The sequence below is a fragment of the Candidatus Cloacimonadota bacterium genome, assembly GCA_020532085.1.
In the GTDB taxonomy this organism is placed as follows: domain Bacteria; phylum Cloacimonadota; class Cloacimonadia; order Cloacimonadales; family Cloacimonadaceae; genus Syntrophosphaera.
In genome coordinates, this window is the sequence record JAJBAV010000013.1 from 1 (window position 1) to 20,838 (window position 20,838).

At 57.3% G+C, this 20,838-nt stretch carries 11 protein-coding genes; 10 read left to right on the forward strand and 1 reads right to left on the reverse strand.

All coding sequences use genetic code 11. The features are described from left to right. Positions 1-1,023 precede the first annotated feature (1,023 nt). The 5 genes from LHW45_04830 (at position 1,024) to LHW45_04850 (ending at position 6,889) form a co-directional block, all read left to right on the forward strand. Positions 1,024-1,614, forward strand: coding sequence for a GNAT family N-acetyltransferase (locus tag LHW45_04830; GenBank protein ID MCB5284899.1), 591 nt, complete (start codon positions 1,024-1,026; stop codon positions 1,612-1,614). Beyond that, a complete protein-coding gene (locus tag LHW45_04835; GenBank protein MCB5284900.1) occupies positions 1,615-2,739 on the forward strand; it encodes a DNA polymerase III subunit delta' in 1,125 nt (374 codons plus the stop codon). Between the two features lies 1 nt (position 2,740). Next, positions 2,741-4,303 (forward strand): murein biosynthesis integral membrane protein MurJ, encoded by a 1,563-nt coding sequence (murJ, locus tag LHW45_04840; protein ID MCB5284901.1) that lies wholly within the window; start codon positions 2,741-2,743, stop codon positions 4,301-4,303. After that, complete coding sequence (uvrC, locus tag LHW45_04845; GenBank protein MCB5284902.1) at positions 4,279-6,090, forward strand: excinuclease ABC subunit UvrC; 1,812 nt, start codon at positions 4,279-4,281, stop codon at positions 6,088-6,090. The genes murJ and uvrC overlap by 25 nt, the downstream gene beginning before the upstream one ends. Before the next feature lie 181 nt (positions 6,091-6,271). Beyond that, positions 6,272-6,889 carry a TetR/AcrR family transcriptional regulator gene (locus tag LHW45_04850; GenBank protein MCB5284903.1) on the forward strand — a complete coding sequence of 206 codons (618 nt, stop codon included), beginning with the start codon at positions 6,272-6,274 and terminating at the stop codon, positions 6,887-6,889. Positions 6,890-6,998: 109 nt separating this feature from the next. On the opposite strand, the gene htpG is transcribed toward LHW45_04850, so the two are convergent. Further along, positions 6,999-9,098, reverse strand: a complete 2,100-nt coding sequence (gene htpG, locus LHW45_04855) for a molecular chaperone HtpG (GenBank protein ID MCB5284904.1) — start codon at positions 9,096-9,098, stop codon at positions 6,999-7,001. A gap of 434 nt (positions 9,099-9,532) precedes the next feature. Here htpG and trxA point away from each other — a divergent pair, with 434 nt between their 5' ends. The 5 genes from trxA to LHW45_04880 all read left to right on the forward strand — a co-directional run bounded on the left by trxA (position 9,533) and on the right by LHW45_04880 (position 20,823). Next, on the forward strand, positions 9,533-9,844 hold the full coding sequence (gene trxA / locus LHW45_04860) for a thioredoxin (protein ID MCB5284905.1): 312 nt from the start codon (positions 9,533-9,535) through the stop codon (positions 9,842-9,844). An 18-nt stretch (positions 9,845-9,862) separates the two neighbouring features. Next, entirely contained in the window at positions 9,863-10,768 is a 906-nt protein-coding gene (locus tag LHW45_04865) for a lysophospholipid acyltransferase family protein (GenBank protein ID MCB5284906.1), read from the forward strand. Between the two features lie 142 nt (positions 10,769-10,910). Continuing rightward, the gene (locus tag LHW45_04870; protein ID MCB5284907.1) at positions 10,911-16,364 is read left to right on the forward strand and encodes a protein kinase; all 5,454 of its coding nucleotides are present in this window, start codon (positions 10,911-10,913) and stop codon (positions 16,362-16,364) included. 88 nt (positions 16,365-16,452) lie between these two features. Beyond that, the gene (locus tag LHW45_04875) at positions 16,453-19,326 is read left to right on the forward strand and encodes a tetratricopeptide repeat protein (GenBank protein MCB5284908.1); all 2,874 of its coding nucleotides are present in this window, start codon (positions 16,453-16,455) and stop codon (positions 19,324-19,326) included. A gap of 6 nt (positions 19,327-19,332) precedes the next feature. After that, complete coding sequence (locus LHW45_04880; protein ID MCB5284909.1) at positions 19,333-20,823, forward strand: hypothetical protein; 1,491 nt, start codon at positions 19,333-19,335, stop codon at positions 20,821-20,823. Positions 20,824-20,838 lie beyond the last annotated feature (15 nt).

Genomic DNA, 20,838 nt, shown 5'->3' on the forward strand with positions numbered 1-20,838 from the left:
AACCGCGCCATCCCCCCCCCCCCCCCCCCAACCCCGTTGAAGTCCAAGACGGCCGGGCAGCTTCAGCAGGTGATGAAAACGTGGATGCCGGCTTGAACTCCAACCTAAAGAAAACCACCTTTAATCAATTTATCAGTTTATCAATTCCTTTCCACGGCCCCCTGCCACTCTCCCCCTCCAGGGCCAGGACGCAGGATAGCTAAGATATAGATATATATACTATATAGATATAATATATACTAATATAGTAGGTATTAGTAGTTATATAGATATATATATGTTATATATGTTCTTACGTCCAGGTATTGTCAATTTCTGCCTGCAGGACCTGTCCCTGGGGGCCGTGGAAAGGAATTGATAAACTGATAAATTGATTAAACAGGATTGAGGTGGCCGAGGAAGGGAAATTTGCACGTTAAGGAAAAGGGGCTGCAGTGGCAGCCCCTCCCTTTTCTATCAGCTTATGTCTATATCGGAAAGCACTGGGTTCAGCGCTTACCTTGGCGCCACTCTGTTTCGGTAGCCAATGTCGTCCTCCTGGCAGAATATCGCCTGCCATTCCATCAGGCTTCACACTCACTCGAGGAAGTCCCAGTGTGGCGTTTTTCCCATTTTTCTTTCGCATGCCCCGGTTTTCTCATACACACGTTTATGAGGCTATGTTTACCAGTGTGACAATATGCCCCGCATCGCCCCCGAATGATCCCCACGCTATATGCGGGAGGCTTCCGTGGGCAATTTGAATGGAGATGGAACAGGGATGAAAAGGACGAAAGGAATGATGGGACGAAAGCAAGGTTTAAACGGGATCAAAGAAAAGGTATGTTGGATCGGTGCAACTCATCAGTGATGTTTTACAGCGTGTTTGGGTGGTACCCAGCGCTCTGTGGGGAGCCTCCCAAACCACTCCGGAAGCGGAAAATGCGGATTTAGCTTGACAGATAGGCCCCGCGCAAATGTTATTCCTTTTCAGCTAAAACTAGTGATGATGCGGCCCCGCGCTGCGGGGAGCGGGAGACAAGAATGAAATATTTTAGGAAACTGGTGGGCGAAAAATGTTACCTGTCGCCGATCTCGCTGGACGACACGGAGCGCTTCACCGAATGGGTGAACGACATGGAGATGGGCCTGTTCATGCTGTTTTCCACGGACGTCCTGGACCTGGACAGGGAGCGCGAGATCCTCAGCCAGATCAGGCGGAACAATGTGTCCTTCGCCATTGTGGACAAGGCATCGGACGAGGCGATCGGGATCTGCGGGCTGGTAAACGTTGACCAGGTGCACCGCCATGCTAATTTCGGCATCTTCATCGGCGACAAGGCCTGCTGGAACAAAGGCATCGGCACGGAGGCCACCCAGCTCATCCTGGACCACGCTTTCAACAACATCAACCTGAACAACGTCAGCCTGGAGGTTTACGACTTCAACCAGCGCGCCATCAGCTGTTACGAGAAGGTTGGCTTCAAATACGTGGGCCGGCGCCGCAAGTTCATCTTCAAGGCCGGCACCTATCACGACGTTTTGATCTACGACATCCTGGCGGAGGAATTCGCCAGCCCCCGGGTGAAGGAAACCTTTGCCCGCGCCACCGGCAAAGGCGACAGCCAAAAATAGATGTTCCGCGAAATCAAAGGCCAGTCCAGCGCTCTGCAGATCCTGAAGCTGGCCATGGACAACGACCGGATCGCCCAAGCCTATCTTTTCCACGGCAGCGACGGCGTGGGCAAATTCACCACCGCCCTCTACTTTGGCATGGCGCTGAACTGCCTTTCCAAGAGTGAATTCCGCCCCTGCGGGGTATGCTCCTCCTGCCGCAAATTCCTGGCGCTGGACCATCCCGACCTGCTCTACGTCTTCCCCACCCCCAATCTGGGCCTCAATCTGGACGGCGAGATCACCAAGACGGAATACAAAAAGGAATACGAAGGCTACGTCCGCGGCAAGATCGACACCCCCTGGGAGGACTACCAGTTCAGCTCCAACATCATGATCCGCGTGGAAAGCGTCAACTGGCTGATCAAACGCCTCAGCCTCTCCGCCTATGAGGCCTCCCACCGCGTGTGCATCATCGAAGACGCCGACCAGATGAACATCCCCACCTCCAACGCCTTCCTCAAAACCCTGGAAGAGCCGCCGCCGGCCACAGTGATCATCCTGATCACCAACAACCCTTCCCAACTGCTGCCCACAGTGGTTTCCCGCTGCCAGCCGGTGCGCTTTCAGCCTGTGACCCCGCGCGTGATCGAAGGCATCCTGCGCGACCGCTTCAACGTCTCCCAGGAGCTCGCCCGCACCGCCTCCCACATCGCCGACGGCAGCGTGAAGCGCGCCATCCACTTTGCCCAAAACGAGTCCTCGGAACTGCGCGAACGGGCCTTCGAGATCCTGGAGCTGGCCGCCGCGGGCAAGGACCTCGCCCATTTCCGCTCGCTGCAGGGGCAGTCGCGCAAATACACGGCGGAAAACGCGATCGAGATCCTGCGCTACAGCAGCCTGTTCGCCGGAGACCTGAACCTGGTGGAGGACTCCCCCGACGAGGTGGTGAACGTGGACAAGAGGGATTTCCTGCGCTCCGCGAGGCAACAACTGGAGCTGGTGGACCCCGCCGATCTCACGGACCGGGTGATCAACTTTGTGCTGCTGATGGAGGATCATATCCGCAAACTGCGCGGCAACGCCAATCTGCAGCTGGTGATGCTCAACCTCTACTTCCAGTGGAAACAGCTGCTACGGGCCTGACATGAGCGACAACAAACTGGTGCGTAACATCAGCGTGATGTCCTTCGCCATCTTCCTGAGCAGGATCATGGGGCTGATCCGCGACCAATTGATGGCCTTCTGTTTTGGCACCACCTTTCTCAACGACGCCTTCGTGGTGGGCTACAAGATCCCGAACCTGCTGCGTTCGCTGTTTGGGGAGGGCGCGCTATCGGCGTCCTTTGTGCCCATCTACAACGAGATCGGCATCAAAGAGGACCGCAAGACCCAGATCAACTTCGCGCTGCAGGTGCTGGGCATCCTCTCATCGTTTTTGCTCACGCTCACCGTGATCGGGATCGTCTTCGCGCCCTGGATCGTGAAGCTGCTCTACCCCGGGCTGGCGCCCCAAACCTACAAACTGGCCGTGCTGCTCACCCGCATCATGTTTCCCTATCTGTTCTGGATCGGACTTTCCTCCACCATGATCGCCATCCTCAATTCCCACGAACGCTTTTTTATGACCGGCCTCTCCTCCGCGCTGCTGAACCTGGGCATGATCCTGAGCATGGTGATCCCCCGCTTCGTTTTCAAGCTCGAGGGCGAAGAGCTGGTCCGCTGGGCTGCCTGGGGTGTGTTTGGCGGCGGTTTTTTGCAGACGGTCATCAACTTTCCCTACCTCAAACAGTTCGGGTATCCCTTCAAACTCTTCGTGCGCTTTGGCGGCGAGGCCCTGAAAACGATGTGGACCCGCTTTCTGCCCTCGCTGATCGGTGTGGGCATCCGCGAGATCAACCTGGTGGCCGATAGCCTCATGGCCTCGTTCTTGGCCGTGGGCAGCATTTCCGCGCTGGAATACGGCTACCGCCTCTTCCAATTTCCCCTGGGTATGTTCGCCGTTTCCACCGGCATGGTGTTGCTGCCCACTTTTTCCAGGCAGGTAACCAAGGGCGAATGGCCGGAGCTTTCCCAAAACCTGCGCGTGGCGGCGGTGAACCTCATCTACCTGATGCTGCCGATCACCACGCTGATCATCGCATTGGGCGGCGACCTCGTGCAGGTGGTGTTCCAACGCGGGGCCTTCGACGCCAAGGCCAGCCTCTGGACCCAGCAGGCCCTCATCTTCTACAGCCTCGGCCTCATCTTTTTCAGCTTCAACCAAACCCTCACCCCGCTCTTTTACGCCAACAAGGACACCCGCACCCCCATGCGGATCGCCGCCGCCATGGTGGCCCTGAACATCGTGCTGAACTTCATCCTGATGCAGTTCCTGCAGCATCGTGGGCTGGCCTTCGCCACCTCCCTCACCGCGATGGCCAATTTCGGCATCCAATATCACCTCATCCGCAAAAAAATGCCCCAGATCAGCTTCGCGGGGATCCTGCCCAATCTGCTGAAGACCCTGGGCATTTGCGCGCTGATGCTGGCTTTGCTGCTTGTGGCCAACCACTTTTACCAGCCGCGGGGATTCTGGCCCCAGCTGTTCAAGCTGGGCTTGCTGGGAACGGCCTCGCTGCTCTTCTTCTACGGCTTCGGCCTGCTGCTGAAGCTGGATTTCCTGGCCCAGGCGCGGGACCGCCTATGGAACAGATTCCGCCGCAAATAGCGCAGAAACTCCACCTCCTGCCCCAGCAGCCAGGCATCTACATCTGGAAAAACGCCGCCGGCGAGGTGATCTACGTGGGCAAGGCCCGCCTGCTGGAAAGCCGCATCAAAAGCTATCTGAACAACTCACCCAAGGATGCCAAGACCGAGCAGCTCCTGCGCCACATCACCGACCTGGACTACATCATCACCCTTTCGGAGCACGACGCCTTCATCCTGGAAGCAAACCTCATCCGCCGCCACCAGCCCAAATACAACATCCTGCTGAAGGACGACAAACGCTATCCCTTCGTGAAGATCACCCTCGCGGAACCCTTCCCCCGCATCATGGTAACCCGCGAGTTGGTGCAGGACGGCTCCCGCTATTTCGGGCCCTTCACCGACGCCAAATCCCTGCGCATGACCCTGCGCAATTTCGAGTGGATCTTTCCCATCCGCACCTGTTCACGGGTGATCCCTGCCGACCAGGTGCGCTTCAAACAGGCCTGCATCAACCACCAGTTGGGCAAATGCCCGGCTCCCTGCATCGGAGCTGTTACGCGGGCCGAGTACCTGCGCGTGGTGAAACGCCAGATGAGCTTTTTCGACGGCAAACACCAGGAAGTGCTGGATGAGCTGCGCGCCGAAATGAACGAGCTGGCCGGGGAGCTCAAATTTGAACAGGCCGCCCGCACGCGCGACCGCATCATCGCCATCGAACGCATCCAGAAACGCCAGGTCGTGTATTCCCCGGACGCCCGCAACACAGATGTGATCGGCTTTTACCAAGAGGAAAAACTGGCCGTTGGCGTGGTGCTGAGGATCATGAGCGGCATGGTGGTCAACCGCGAGGACTATCCCCTCGCAAATGTGGAAAACGACGCTCCGGAAGAGGCTTTGGCCGCCTTCATCAAGCTCTATTACACCAGCCGGGATGAACTACCGGACGAGATTTTGCTGCCGCAGGAACCGGCGGAATTCGAAGAGCTGAACTCCTGGCTGGGCGGAAAACTGAGCCTGCCCCAGCGCGGGGAGAAGAGCCGGCTGCTGGCCATGGCCAAGCGCAACGCATTCCAGCTTATCGAAGAGCGCAAACTCGCCCACATCCGCCGCGCGAACCGCACTGTCTTTCCCATCCAGGAACTCAAGGAAAAACTCGCCCTGCCCAGATTGCCACGCAAGATGGTCTGCATGGACATCTCCACCATCCAAGGCACGGATACGGTGTCCTCAGCCGTGTTCTTCGAAAACGGCAGGGCCAAAAAGAAATCCTACCGCCACTTCATCATCCGCCAGGTTGACTCCCAAAACGATTATGCCGCCCTCCAGGAAACCCTCACCCGCTTCCTGAACGAGACCGCCAAGGATCCCTCCATGCTGCCGGACCTGCTCATCATCGACGGCGGCAAAGGCCAGCTTGCTGCCTGCAAAGAGGTTTTGGACGCCTCCGCGCATCCGGACGTCCCCATCATCTCGCTGGCCAAACGCGCCGAGGAAGTCTATCTGCCCGGCCGCCCCGAATCCATCATCCTGCCCCGCTCCTCTTCTTCCCTGCGGCTGCTCACCTCCATCCGCGACGAAGCCCACCGCTTCGCCATCAACTTTCACCGCTCCCGCCGCTCCAAACGCACCCTGCTGAGCGAACTGGAGGACATCCCCGGCGTGGGCGAGCAGACCAAATTCCTGCTGCTCAAAGAGCTGGGCTCCGTGGAAGCCATCAAGGCCGCCAGCCCCGAAGAGCTGATGAAGGTGAAGGGCATCGGCGGAAAGCTGGCCCGACAGATCCACGGGCATTATCATTCCGCGTAAACTCCAGCGAAATCTCACTCGAATATTTTTGCATGATGCCCAACGGAGCGGGATTTGGTCTTTTTCAAACCTCTGCGCGGCAATAGCTTGGGCATTCGCTTTGAAAATCGCTTGACAATATCATCGCCTTTGTTGATCCTGACATTATTGTGATAGCATAAAAAAGATTGCGAGGAATAGAATGCTCCAACTGTATCCCAAGCCCCGGAAAAAAACGGTGTTGCCCACCGACTACAAGGCCCTGATACTGAGCTCGGCCCAGAAGATCTTTGCCCAGAAGGGCTACGTTAAATGCACCATGTCGGACGTTGCCATCCATGCCAAGGTAGGCATCGGCACCCTGTACAACTACTTCAAAAACAAGGACGAAATGCTGCAGCTTTGCATCCAAAAAATGGTGGAGGAAGAGATCCACACCATCGAGGCGGAAAGCCAAAAGCTGGCCGATCCCCTCAAACAGATCCACTATTTTTTCACCGAGCATTTTGCCCTGCTGAAAAGCAAACCCCACATCGCCCGGCTCCTGCTCATCGAGCTGCGCCAGAGCGAGGGTTTCTACAAACGCAACCCCACTTACAACCCCCTCAACTACTATCTGGAGTATTACACCAGGGTGTTCCAGAACGCCGTGAAAAAAGGCCTGATCCGCAACGTTGACGCCAGGGCCCTGGCCTACATCGTGGTGGGGTCACAGGAACTGATGTATCTGCAGTGGCTCATTCACGGCAAGGAGCTGGATATCGATCCCCTGCTCGCCGGCTTGAACGACATCCTGCAGCACGGACTCGTAAAGAAATAAACCCGTTTCGTCAGATATAAAACCGGCCCGCTGTGATGGCGGGCCTTTCATTTATCTTGAACAATCGGTTGGTTGGTTGTGAGATCCCCAGCTTGAGGCCAGTTTCCGCTTAGAGATAGTTCAGGATCTGGTTGGCGCGGGCGATGAAGGACTTGAGTTCGTCGCCGCTGAAAGCGCGCTGTTCAAGCAGGGAGAGGTCGTGGAGATAGGTGCAGAGGGTATTCACCTCTTCCTTATTGCCGGAGGCGTCGAGCTCCAGGATCTTTTGGATGATGGGGTTGGCCCGGTTCACCACCAGGGTATGGTCTTTGAGCAGGGCGGAATCAGCCTGGCGGCTAACGAGTTCCATGTCGTGCCAGCGGCGCATGAACTCGTTGAAGACGATCATGGAGGGGATGTGAGGCGATTTGAGGCTTTTCACCTCGACCTTCAGGGGGGTGTAAACGTGGCTGAACAGGTCTTTGAGGGTTGCCTCGCCAAGTTCTTCGCGCACGGCGAAGGGGATGTCGTAAGGCCTGATCACGGTGCGGTCGCCGTTTTGGACCAGCCAGGGATTGAGGGCGGTGACGGCGGTGGGGTGTTTTTTCAGGAATTCGGCGTAGCTTTCCTGGCTGAAGGAAGCCTCCACCGGCTGGCCCAGGGCGCGGTAAAAGATCTCCTGCAATTTGTCCGATCCAGCGCGGCCTTCCCTGTCCACCAGCTCTTTTCCGTCGGTATCCACCAGCAAGTCGTTGACCTCACTGTCGACCCGGATGAATTCCACCTTGCCGAGCTGGCTTTCCAGCTGCTGGTAGAGGTGGGTGTCCAGCGGCGAAGTTTGATAGACCACCTCGATGCCCTGTTCTTTCATCAGGCCCAGGTAGCTGATCTGGGTGTCCTCCCCAGCGGCGTACCAAACGCGGGTTTTGTCGCCTTCGGATTTGTTTCTGGCCTGGTATTCCTCCAGGGTCACATAGTCGCCGGAGGCGGATTTGAAGATCACCCTGTCTTTCATGGCGGCAAAGAAATCCTCGTCGCGGATGAGGCCGTATTTGATGAAGGTGTCTATGTCCTCCCAGTATTCCTCATATTTCTTGCGGTCCGCAGCAAAGGTTTCGCCAAAACGGTCAGCCACCTTTTTCACGATGTATTTGCTGATTTGGCGTACTTGGGCGTCGTTCTGCAAAAAGCTGCGCGAAACGTTGAGGGGAATGTCCGGGATGTCTATGCCGCCTTTGAGCAGAAGAAGGAAATCGGGGATGAGATCCTCGAGGTTGTCGGCCACGAACACATTGTTGCAGAAGAGTTTCACCTCGCCCTTGAAGAATTCTGGGTCCTTGCGGAGCTTCGGGAAATAAAGGATGCCGCGGAGGTTGACGGGGAAATCGGCGTTGAGATGGATCCAGAAGACGGGATCGCGGTGATCGTGGAATACCTGGTGGTAAAACTCCTTGTATTCATCATCAGTAACGTCTTTGGGCTTGCGGTTCCAAAGGGCTTCCTTCTGGTTCACCTGCTCGTCCTTGAACAGGATGGGCCAGGGCATGAAATTGCAGTATTTTTCCAGGATTTCACGGATCTTGGTTTCCTCGGAGTAGTTTTTGGAGTCCTCGTTCAGGTGGATGGTCACGGTGGTGCCAACCTCCTTGCGTTTGCCCGCTTTCATCTCATATTCGGTGCTGCCGTCGCATTCCCAGCCGGCGGCCTGGCTGCCGGAAACCCAGGATAGGGAATCGATGGTCACCTTATCCGCCACCATGAAACTGGAATAGAAGCCCAGGCCAAAGTGGCCGATGATGTTGCCCTGAACATCCTTGAAATTGTTCACGAACTCTTCCGCGCCGGAGAAAGCGATCTGGTTGATGTATTTGCGAATCTCCTCCTCAGTCATGCCGATGCCGGTATCCGAGATTTCGATGGTGTTCTTTTTGGGGTCCAGCTTCACGCTGATCTTCATGTCCTCCGCCATGAAGTCCGGATCGGCGTATTTGCGTTTGTTGATAGCGTCCACGGCGTTGGAGACCAGTTCGCGCAGAAAGATGTCATGCTGGGAATAGAGCCATTTCTTGATGATAGGAAAGATGTTTTCGGTGTGGATGCTGAGGCTGCCCTTTTCGGCTTTTTTGGCCGCTTTTGCCGCCTGTTTGGTTTCTTTCTTATCTTCCTGCCTGGCAGTTGTTTTTTCTTCCTCTGGCAGTTCTGGTGTGGTTTTGTCTTTGTGGTCTGGCATGAAACTCTCCTTGGTCAGTTGTTCTGTTTAAGGATAGAATAAGCGGAGCGGGAAAATTGTCAAGGGAAATTGGCAGTTATCTTGTGAGAGTGCTAATTTAGCGTGAGGTGAAGCTGGAGTCGAGCGAGGAACGAGCATCGACTATAGCAGTCAAAGAAAGAGGCAGACGCCCCCGTCAGCCAATGCCCGGAGGCCTTTCGGAACCAAAAGACAAGCTTTTGCGAAGCTTCGCAAACGGGGATGGTTTGCTGGCGTCGATGCTCGTTCCTCGACGCCAGCTTGTGTCACGCCCTTTCCCTTTGCCACGCCTGCCCCCTCTCTTCGCGTCTCTGTGCCTCCCTGTATCCAAGTTGAGAGCACCGGTCAGGGCATCTCACTTGCGCGTTTGCCCGACAGGGTTATTATGTCTTTAAATCAATTTGACAGGAGTAAACATGTTGATAGAGTTGAATGATACAAATTTCGACACAGTGACCAAGGAAGGCATTGTGGTGGTGGATTTTTGGGCAGCCTGGTGCGGTCCTTGCCGCATGATCGCCCCAACGATCGAAGAGCTGGCTGTCGCGCACCCGGACATCACCTTTGGCAAACTGAACGTGGATGAGCACCCTCAGCTGGCATCGCGCCATGGCGTGATGAGCATTCCCACCCTGCTGTTCTTTGTAAACGGAGAATTGAAGGACAATTCCATCGGCGCCGTACCCAAACCGGTGCTGGAGAAAAAGCTGGAGCTGCTGCGAGGCTGAGTCTGAGCCCAAAACGGTTTGAAACGCAATAACTTCGTGAACCGGACAGAGTATCTGCTCTTCCGGTTCGCTTTGTTCAAACTGCGGCTACTCCCCTATCGTTGGGGACGCTGGCTCATCACGCGGCTGTTCCTCTGGATCGGATACGGACTGGGGATCAGGCGCGAAGTGGCGGATGAAAACCTCCAAATGGTGTATCCTGCCATGCCTCTTGGACAGCGCAAACAACTGCTGAAAAAGGTCTATGTGAATCTGGGGCTCGCCGCCGCGGAACTCTATCTGCTGCCGGAACCAAAGCTGATCGCCTCCACCAGCCTCAGCGGCAAAGAGCACGCGGTGGCAGCGCTGGCGCTGAAACGGGGCGCCATCCTGGCCACAGCCCATCTGGGCAACTGGGAGGCGGCACGGACCCTGCCGCTCTTCGGCATCCCCCTGGCCGTGGTGGTGCAGAAACAGCACAATCCGCTGTTCGATAACTACAACAGCGCTCTGCGCACCCGGCAGGGAGTGCGCCTGATCGACCAGCGGCACGGGATGAAAGCGCTGCTGGCTCACCTGCGCGAAAACATGATGGTGGCCATCCTCACCGACCAGAACGCCGGCCCGGAGGGGCTCACACTGGATTTTCTGGGACACCCGGCCCAGCACTGGAAAGGCGCGGCCAAGATCTCGCTGCGCTACAAAGTCCCCATCGTGCCGGCCTATCCGCTCCGCACCCCGGCAGGCGGATTCCGCATCTGCTTTGAACCCATGATCTTCCATCCGGAACTGGAGGACAACCGGGAAAACCAGGCTTTGATCCTGAAAGAGCTGAATGCCGTAACCGAAAGCTACATTCGGCGCCATCCCGAGCAGTGGCTCTGGCTGCACCGGCGCTGGCGCAAACAGGGCCAGACCAGGCCTCCGGGGAACCAGGCGGGATAGATCCAGCCTTGAAGCACGCCTCAAGCCGAAAAGGGCGTTGGGTTCAACCTCTTCAACCCCATGCCTACCGGACAAGGCAAGTTTCAGTTGACAAGCTCTGCCGCTGTGAAATTAGGGTAAAACCATTCATTTCGGGAGTTCAATGATGTACATAGACCACCGCTACGAGGTTCTGGAGAGCCTGGGCACTGGATCCTGGGCGAACGTGTACAAGGTGCGCGACGTCCGCACGGACAACACCTACACGCTCAAACTGTTCCAGTATCTGTCCTCCGAGGACCTGTACAAGCAATTCCGGGCTGCCGATATGCACCACATCACCAAGATCGTGCACCCCAACCTCACCCGGGTGGTCGATTTCGGCCATGTGGGCGATCATATCTACTTCGTGGGCGAATACTTCGACGGGGCCACGCTTAACAACTTCCGTTTCAGCAAAGCCCGGGCCAGGGACCTCTATGACATCATCGTGCAGATCTGTTACGCTTTGAACGCTCTGCATACCCAGAATATAATGCATAAGGATCTCAAGCCTGAGAACATACTTTATAAAAAGACACTTAACGGCATAGAGGTCAAGCTGATAGACTATGGGTTTTCCCGTCTAGAACTGGACCAGGACACTCAATATGTGTCCGGTACCCTGCCCTACATCGCTCCGGAGATCTACACTGGCAAGGGGGCGGGCTACGCCAGCGACTTCTATTCCCTGGGAGTGATCATCTACAGGCTGCTGACCGGCAGTTTTCCCTTCACGCTGGACCAAATCAACGCCATGCGCAGCAGCAGCCGCCAGTATTTCTCGCCGGTCTATCCGGTGGACCTGAACCCAAACATCCCGCTTCCCCTGCAAAACCTCTGCATCGAGCTGCTGGACCGCAATCCGGACAGCCGTCCCCACCAAAGCGAAGAGATCATCAAATACATCAACCGCACCACGGACAGGCAGTATAAATTTGCCGTATCTTGGTCGCTGGTGAATTCCATGCAATTTAACAGCTATTTGGTGCAGGAGCGGATCGTGAACGATTTGCTGGCCTACCTGCCGCAAGTGGAGGCGGCCAACGGCAAGATCATCTCGCTGATCGCGGGAGAGGGCATGGGCAAGGATAACATCCTTTCCCTGTTTCGCTACCACATCCTGCGGGGTGGCTACTTCATCTTCGACTACACCTGCACCAGAAATGAGCATGAGGCATTTTTCGCCTTGATCAAGGAGTATCTGCGTTCACTTTCGGAGCAGGAGATCGCGGCCAACAGCGCGCTGCAAAGCATCTCCGAAAAGATGCGGCGCTATCTGTTCATGTCCGAGCAGGCGGCCATGGGCGTTACCCCCAGCGAAGAGGACCTGCGGGCCGATTTCGAGTTTGCCAAAGCCCTGCTCACCGAGCTGGCCGAAACCAAGCCGGTGATCTTCATCGTGCGCAACATCCAGCATCTGCACCGCCATTCCCTGGAGTTTCTCAATTTCTTTTCCAACACCGTGGTGACCAACCGGATCATGATCGTGATGAGTTGCACGGACTTCAACCAGCTGCGGCAGATCAAAAACACGGTTCTGATCAACGTTCCAATGTTCACACCGGAAGAATCCGCGGCCTACATCCGCAAGCTGGTGAACGGCGACGTTCCGGATGGCTTCTGCCAGCTGATCCACCACCGCTCCGCGGGCAATCCCTTCCTGATCCGCGAGATCATGATCAACCTCACCCTGCTGGGCAAGATCCGCTTCGACGGCGCATACCGCTTTCCGGATGGCCTAGACGACTACACCATTCCCACGCGCCTGCTCCAATCAGTGATCAGCCGTGTGGAACACCTCAGCCTGGCCAGCAGGAAACAGCTGCAGAAGCTGGCCATTGTGCAGACACCCATCTCCCGGGAATTGATCCGCTATATCTGCAAGGTGAAGGATGAAGAGATATACGACCTGCTCAATGAGGCCAAATACAACGAGATCCTGCTCAAACGGGAAAATCACTACCATTTCACTTTCGCCGAAGCCAAAACCTACCTCTACGACCGCTGCCAGCCGCGGATGCGGGACTTGGTCTCACGGCGCGTGTTGAAATATTACAACAGGCAGAACGTGACCGACCCCCAAACCTGTACGGGCATCATCAGCAACGCGCGGATAGCCCGGGACCTTGTCTCCGAGCGGCGTTACCTGCTGCAGCTGCATCTGCTGCACTGCGAGGAACACCGCCAGCAGGAAGCCTACGATGCCATGGCGGAGGTGCTGAGGATAGATCTGGGAGGAGAGCTGGAACTGCCGCTGGAAGAGTTGGTGGACGATCTGGGGAAATTCCACCGCATGATCGAATTCACGGGCTGCACCACCGAAGCGGAGTTTGTCTTCGCGCACCAGGCTGCCATTCCAGAATGTTTTGAGAAATACTCCGTGCTGGGCACACTGATCCTCTTCCAAGGTGACCGCAAAAGCGCGCTCAAAAACTTTGAGAAAGCGGAAAAACTATCCGCCGGCGCCTGCCAGAAGTCCATGGCCAAGCTTTACCAGGCGCAGATATACGCCCGCACGGACCCGGCTCGGGTGAAGAAATGCCTTGACGGCATTGCCCTGGATGAGGTGTCGCAGGCTTTCCAGATCAAGGCGGCCACCCTGATGGCGGCCTACGCGGGACGCGATCGGGATTTTGACGGCGCCGCCAGAGGGCTGGAGCAATTTTTGGCGGAACTTGTCCCCAGCCAGGACCCGGATGCCATGATCGAGCTTGCCTCGCTGCACAACACGCTTGGGGAGATCTACAGCATCCAGAAGAACGTGGCCGAGGCCGATGAGCATTTCAACACTGCCCTGAACATCTGGAATTCCTTCAACATCCGCCGCCACTTGGGCTGGATCCACAACAACCTTGCCGACCTCAACCTGAAGCAGGGTTTCACCATCCTGGGCCTGAACCACGCGCAGCAGGCGCAGATCTTTGCCAAAGACCGCCAGAACCTGCTTTCGGAAGGGCGCGCCCTGCTCAACCAGGGTGAGGCGATGATCAAGATGGGCCGCTTTGAGGAGGCGGAAGCCAAACTGCTGGATGCGCGTGAACTCATCACCCGGATCGGGGCGGACAGATACTTGGTGTCCATCGAGCGCAATCTGGCCCTGGCTAAAAGCAAGATCAGCGATTTCGGCCACTACTTCAAATTCATCAGCGAACACGAGCCCAAACTGATCGACGGCATCGTTCCCGAGATCAATCCGCTGGTGAAAACCTATTTTTACTACCTCAGCGAGATGTCCAACCCCAAAAAGCTGCGCCGGCTGATCCGCAAAAACGCCCACATCGACTATATCCAGATCCAGGAACAGGAGTTTTACCACAATATCCTCAGCCTGCTGGCGATGATGGAGCAGGATTTCGCAACTGCCTTGAACGAACTGAAGCTGGCCCTGCAATTTGCCGGGGAGATCAACAACCACTACGCGATGGCGGTTTTCAACGTGCTTCAGGCCACCTGCCACTACGGCCTGGGCGACACTTCCCGGGCGGCGGACCTGATCGCCAAAGCACGGCCGGCCATCCAGGAAAACCAATACCGCTACTGGGAGCGAAGCCTGGACCTGCTGGAACTGAAACTGCGGCTGGCCGATCCCGCCATCCCCCTGCGGGAGGTTCTGCGCGAAATCAACCGCCAGCTGGAACTGTGCCGCGGCCTGAAATACTATCATTTGGTGGAGGAACTGCAGCAGCTGAAGATCCAGCTGCTGGTGGAACTCGGCTCCCTCAGCACAGCCGAAGAGGAATTCGCCGCCTACCGCAAATATCTGGAAACCATCACCAAGGACATCAGCGCCGATGACCGGGACAACTATCTGGAAGTGAAACAACACGGTCTTCAGGACATCGCGAAATACAAAGTGGTGCCCATCGCCTCACGCCGCAAGGACACCCGCAGCCGCTGGAACGACATGCTGTTCGACATCTCCAACGTGAACAGCCTGCAGAGGGTGAAATTCCTGATCGAGAAAGGCATCAGCCAGATCATCGCCCCTTGGCAGTTCATGCTGTTGGTGTGGTCGGAAAAACTGGGCAGCTATTACAATTTCCACAGCTACAACGCCGATCCCGAAGCCATTCTGCCCCCCGCTTTCCTGCCCTGCATCGAAAAAGCCATCCAAACTGACAATCTCGTGACCTTCGCGCATGAGGAAAAACACATCGCCATCCTGCCCCTGCTTTCCGGCAGCAAAGTGATCGGCTACCTGGTTCTCAGCGACGCCGGGGAACTGGAATTCACCCCTGGCGAACAGGCTTTGCTGAAAAACGTGAAATCCCACCTTGCCGCCATGCTGGTCCGCACCTGGGACTATCAGGAGATCAACCTGCGCATGGAAAAGATGAACCGCCTGATCGAGATCTCGCATGAACTGATGGGACTACTGGACCTGAGCGAGCTGGAGACGGCGCTCGTGTCCGCGGCCATCGACCTGACCGGCGCCACCCGCGGCTTCCTGATCAAGAAAGACACCGACGGCAACAACATCTTCCAGGTGCAGCTGGACCAAAACGGACAGATCCTCAGCACCGCCTTCGGAGTGAGCAAAACCGCTCTCAACCTTTGCCAGGGCAGGCAGAAAACCGTATCGGTGTACAACGCCAAACTGGATAAAAGCTTCGAGGATTCCGTGAGCGTGCACGACTACGCCATCCAAACCATCTTCTGCAGCCCCCTGAAATTGGCTGAGGATTACACCGGCTACATCTATCTGGACAACGTGGGCGACAGCACCCGCGACATGTATCTGAACGAGGACATCATGCTGCTGCTGATGAACCTCTTCGCCAATGCCGTGAAGAATGTGCTGCAGTATTCCAGCCTGATGCGCAAGAGCGCCGAACTGAACAACCTGGAGCAACTCAAGGACGAATTCATCGGCATCGTGACCCATGAACTGAACACCCCCATCTTCATGATGCAGGGGGCCCTCACCAAGCTGAAGCGCAGCGCGAACCTGGATGACAAACAGCGCCGCCAGATCTTCTCGGAGTTGGAGGCGGCCCTCAACAAGCTGAACCTGACTTCCTCCGACATCCAGACCATGAACCACTACAACCTGGCGAAGAAGCTGGACAAATCACCCCTGCAGGTTTCCGACGTTCTGGAGCTCATCCACCAGCAGGTGGAGATCCTCTCCCGTGAACGCAGGATGCACATCAGGCTGGAGATCGAATCAGGCCTGCCGCCGCTCCAATCCAATTGGACAGACCTCCACCGCATGGTGTACAACATCGTGCTCAACGCCGTGCGCTTCACCCGGGAAGCCGGACTGATCACCATCGGAGCCCGCCGTTCCGCCTTCGTGCAGGAAAAGATCGACAACAAGGAAAGCCTGGTGATCTTTGTAACGGACAACGGCATGGGCATGCCCAAACATCTTATCAATGAAGTATTCCGCAAGTTTTACGAGCTGAACGCGATCTACGCTCACAAGAGCGGAATCGTGGAATATCGCAGCAGCGGCCTGGGCCTGGGGCTTTCCATCGCCAGGCGCATAGCCGAACTGCATGGAGGCCAGATCGTGATCAAGAGCAAGGAAAACGAAGGAACCTCCGTGTTCATCATCCTACCCTTCAAATAAGCGGGACAAACCAGATATTATGTGCCAACCTACATCTTCCCGGCCTCGCCCGGCAGGAACATCCTCCCTGACGCGTTTGAGCCTCATTTTGATCGTCCTGATGCTGCTGGGCGCAGCTTTGCAGGCCCAGCCGGTGCGTGAAGACGATGACTTTGCCTACATCGTGGAACTCTATTACAGCGGCGATGCCTATCTGGACGAGGTGTCCGCGGAACTCGAGGCTTTCAGCAACCGCTATCCGGATTCCAGCTACGGCCAGTACATCCGCTATCTGCAGGGCAACATCGCCCTCAAGCGCGGAGAATATGACCTCAGCGGCCTCATCTACGCGGACCTGCTCCAACAGGACCTCCATCCGGACATATGGGCCGACATTCAGCTCAACTACGCCATCACCAGCTACTACCGCGGCGATCACACCCGGTGCCTGAAACTTCTTGACGAGCTGGAGCGCGCGGCGGTGCATCCCTGGTACCTCTACCAGGTGAATGTTTGGCGGGGCCGCACCAAAGCCCTGCAGGAGCTGTGGTTCTCCGCCGCAGAGGAATATCAGAAAGCGCTGGCCTACAACGGCGCTGAGGTCCGCTTCGATTATTTCCAGACCTTGCTGGCCCTGGAGCGCGAAGACCAAGTCACGGCGATTCTGGACACGCTTTCCATCGGCGCGCACGACTACCTCCAGTTTCACGGCGCCTGGCTGGACCAGTTGCTTTCAGATGGCCGCTACGCCGAATTCGAAGGCCACGCCGCGACCTTGGACAGCCTTGCGGCCGCCGCGCCGGTGCTCGCTTTGCTGAGGACGCGCAAAGCCCTGGAACTGGGAGAGTCTCCGAACGACAAAACCTGGCTGGAACTGCAGGCAGCGCCTTCAGACCTGGCCACCTATTATCGCGCTCTGCTGATGCAGAGGAACGGTTACTTGTCCCGGTCCGATTCCCTGTTCAAAACCCTGCTGCATTCCCCGGAAGGGGATTTGGCCGTGCAGGCCTATCTGGAACGTTTGAAGATCCTGAGGATGACAGATCCCGCCTCAGCCATCTCGCAACTGGAAAGCTTCATGGAAGATCCCCGTTTCCGGCGCGGGGACACCCATTATTGGCTGGCGGAGTTCAAAATGGCCGAGGGAGACCATCTGGGCGCCCTCCAGAACTTCATCGAGGCCACCAATTACCGCCTGGACCACCCTACGGCGGAGCGCGCCCAGATCCTTGCCGCCCGCTGTTATTATGAAATTGGCCAGCCGGAACTCTGCGCCGATGCCTGCAACCGTTATCTGAACAAGTATCCGGATGGCAGCTACCGCGATCTGGCGCTCTTTTTCATGGCCAGGAGCCAGGTTTTGCCCGACGCCGCCCGCCTGGCCCGGCTTAACTATGATAAGTTGCTGCGGGAGCATCCCGGTTCCGCCTGGGCTGCTGAAGCCCGCTTCGCTCTGGCGGAACTTCATTTCATGGCTTCGGAGTATTCCGCAGCCGAGGAGCTCTACCAAAGCCTGGCCGCCAGTGGAGCGGATTTCCCCGGCCTCAGGCTGCGCCTGGCCCAGACCTATTACTATCAGGACAACTACGCCGAGGCCAGCCACATCCTCGCCTCCGGCCTGGATCCCTCCACCGATTTCGAAGCCGCGCTGCTGCAGGCGGGGATCAGTTTCAGCCAAAAGGATTTTACCGCCGCCCTGGACACTTTCACCCAGGCTGGAAACCTTGCCGCCACTCCAGCTCAGAAGACGGAAGCAATATCTTACCAAGCCTACACCCTGTTCTACCTGAAACGCTATTCCGAGGCTTCGGAACTCTTTGTGGAGCTAAGCCGCGACAGCCTCAACGCCGACATCTACCTCTACCAGGCCGCCAAAGCCGCCGCCGCCGGCAGAAACTGGGTGCGGGCCCTCGAGCTGTACGACCGCTGGCTGGACGAATTTCCCGGATCTGACCGTTTTCTGAACGTCCTGGCCGACATCGCCAACACCAATTTCAACCTCGGCCGCTATTCCGAATCCCTTGCCGACTGGCTGAACATCCTCCGCCGCTTCACCGGCAACACCTATGTGGAAGACGAGGACAGGCCCCTTTTGGCGGAGGTCTTCACCGGCATCGAAACCAGCTCCCGAAAACTGAATGGCGATGAGCATATCGACGAGATCTATGCAATGATCGACAGCTTCAACAGCGACTACATCAAATTCGAGCTGGAATACATCCTGGTGAAGCTCTATGCCGACGCCGAACTCTGGGAAGAGCTGCTGCTGGAGGCCTCGCGGTTCCGCTCCAGCCTCGAGCTGCCCCGCCAGCGGCAAAACGAGTTTGACCAGTTGCTGCTGCAGTCACTTATCCAGCTTAACCGGCTGGAAGAAGCGGACAGCCTGGCCACGCGCATCCAGGCGGAGGATCCCAGCCGCGGGGTGTTGGTTAGCTGGGCGGAGCTCGCGGAACTGAATGGCAGCCCGGAACTGGCCTTGGAGCGTTATCAACGCGCCTACGCCATCAGCCCGGACGCAGACCTCTGGCTGCGGATGGTGGAACTTTCCGCCGCCAACGGCTGGCTGGAGTTTGAGCAGATCTGGGAGAACGGCCGCGAATTCCAGGCCGACCATCCCCAAACCCTCTTGCGGCGCGTTGGCTACTTCTTCCACAACAGCCGGTTCATGGAAGCCCGGACCCTGGCGGATTCCCTGCTGGACAGCCAAACCAACCCCTGGATCAGGGCGGTCGCGGAAACCTGGCTGGGCAGGATCAGCCTTGAAGAGGGCGATTTTCAATCCGCCCGCCGCGGATTCCAAAGGATCCGGTTGCTGTACATGGATTTCCCCGAGATCCATGCCGAGGCTTGTTATTACTACATCGTCAGCCTGGCCAAACTGGGCGAGCTGCAGGAAGCGCGGCTGGCCCTGATCGAGTACCGCCATCTGCTCAGCGGGCAGCAGGTCACCCAGATCGAGAGCCTGCTGAATGACGGCAGGTAGGGGTTGATGCGTAAGTACCTTCCATCCATGCTTGCAGCCGTGTTGCTGGCCTGCGCGCCTCTTGTGGCCCAGCCTCAGGAACTTCCCTCCGTGGAGATCCGTTCCGATGCTGCGGTCAAAGCCCCGCTGGTCAAAAAGCCCCTCCTTTTCCCCGGGGATAATCCGCCTGACAGCATCCCGCCGCGGATCCCGCCGGTTTTTTCCCTCAGGCACAAACAGGCTGCCCCGCCCCGGGGAACCATCCGGCCGTTTCATCTGGAACTGAGCACCGGCACCGATTTCGAGACCAAGCTTGCCGCGTCCTTTTATCCGGCATCTCCGCTGATCCCCTTGCTCCGGCTGGACGCCGATCTCTGGGTACCCGGGGCAAACTTCACCCGGGGAACCCTCAACGCCGGCCTGCAAACCAATTTCGACCCCCAGTGGCGCCTCAACCATCTGCTGTCCTGGCAGCAGGCCAGGGCTTGGAATTTTTCTTCCGAAGCCCTCTCTTACAGCCTTGCCAACCACCATGCCGGAGCCGAGCTGGCCGGCTTCAGCTTCTCCGATCTGCGCACCGGTTTGGCACTGGAAAGCGGGCAGCAAAACCTGTCCGGGGCCGCAAGTTCGGATTTCGCCCTGGGCCTCAGGCATTCCCACCGCCTTCAGCGGCAAAACCTCCAATTCACCAACCGGCTGGTACTGCAGGACACAGCTTTCGGCCTTTCCGCCCAATATCACGCGCCCTGGCTGCAAGCTCAGCTGCCCGAACTCAAGCTGGGGCTGATGACTGATTTCATCCACGTATTGCCGGCCCTCGACTTTCACAAGCGGGTTCACCTGGGCCGGGGCAGATATCTGGAGGCCAGCAACCGCAGCGAATTTCACAATCTTGGTTTCCAGCGTCTCCGGGAGCAATACCCCTGGACGGTTCTACCCGACCGGGAACGTGTGGTGATGACGCCCCTGAACCTTTCCCTGAGCGGCTGGCAGGCTTTCAACAACGAGGACGGCCTCTTCTATTTGCTGGGTTTCAAGCAGAACCTTCGCTTCGACTACAATCAGCCCCAGCTCTACGTTCGCGACGTTTTGGGGCAAACCTGGCTGCGCCAGACCGACATCCTCAGCTATCGGCTGGGGGCGGAACTGAGCCTGCAGTTTTGGGGCTGGGAGATCGACCAAGACCTGAAGCTGAATCTGGAATACCTGCAGGATGACAACTGGCGCCGCAAGCCCTTCTCCCCCATCCTCAGCGCGCGCACCGAAGCGCGGCACGGCTTTGGCGAGCTCGGTTTCCTGGCCACTCTCGCCCAGCAGTACTGGCGCCGCGACGAGTTCGATCAGCCGCTGCCCGCCGTCTTTGACCTCGGTTTCGGGCTGCGCCTGCCCCTGCGGGCCGATCTGAACCTCACCGCCAGCCTGAGTAATGCGTTCAACTCGAAATCCGGGAATTTCAGCAACCTCCCAAACCCGGGCCGAACCTTCCGGATCGCTTTCCTCTATCTGCCCCTGCGCTGATGGACGGTGCTGGCC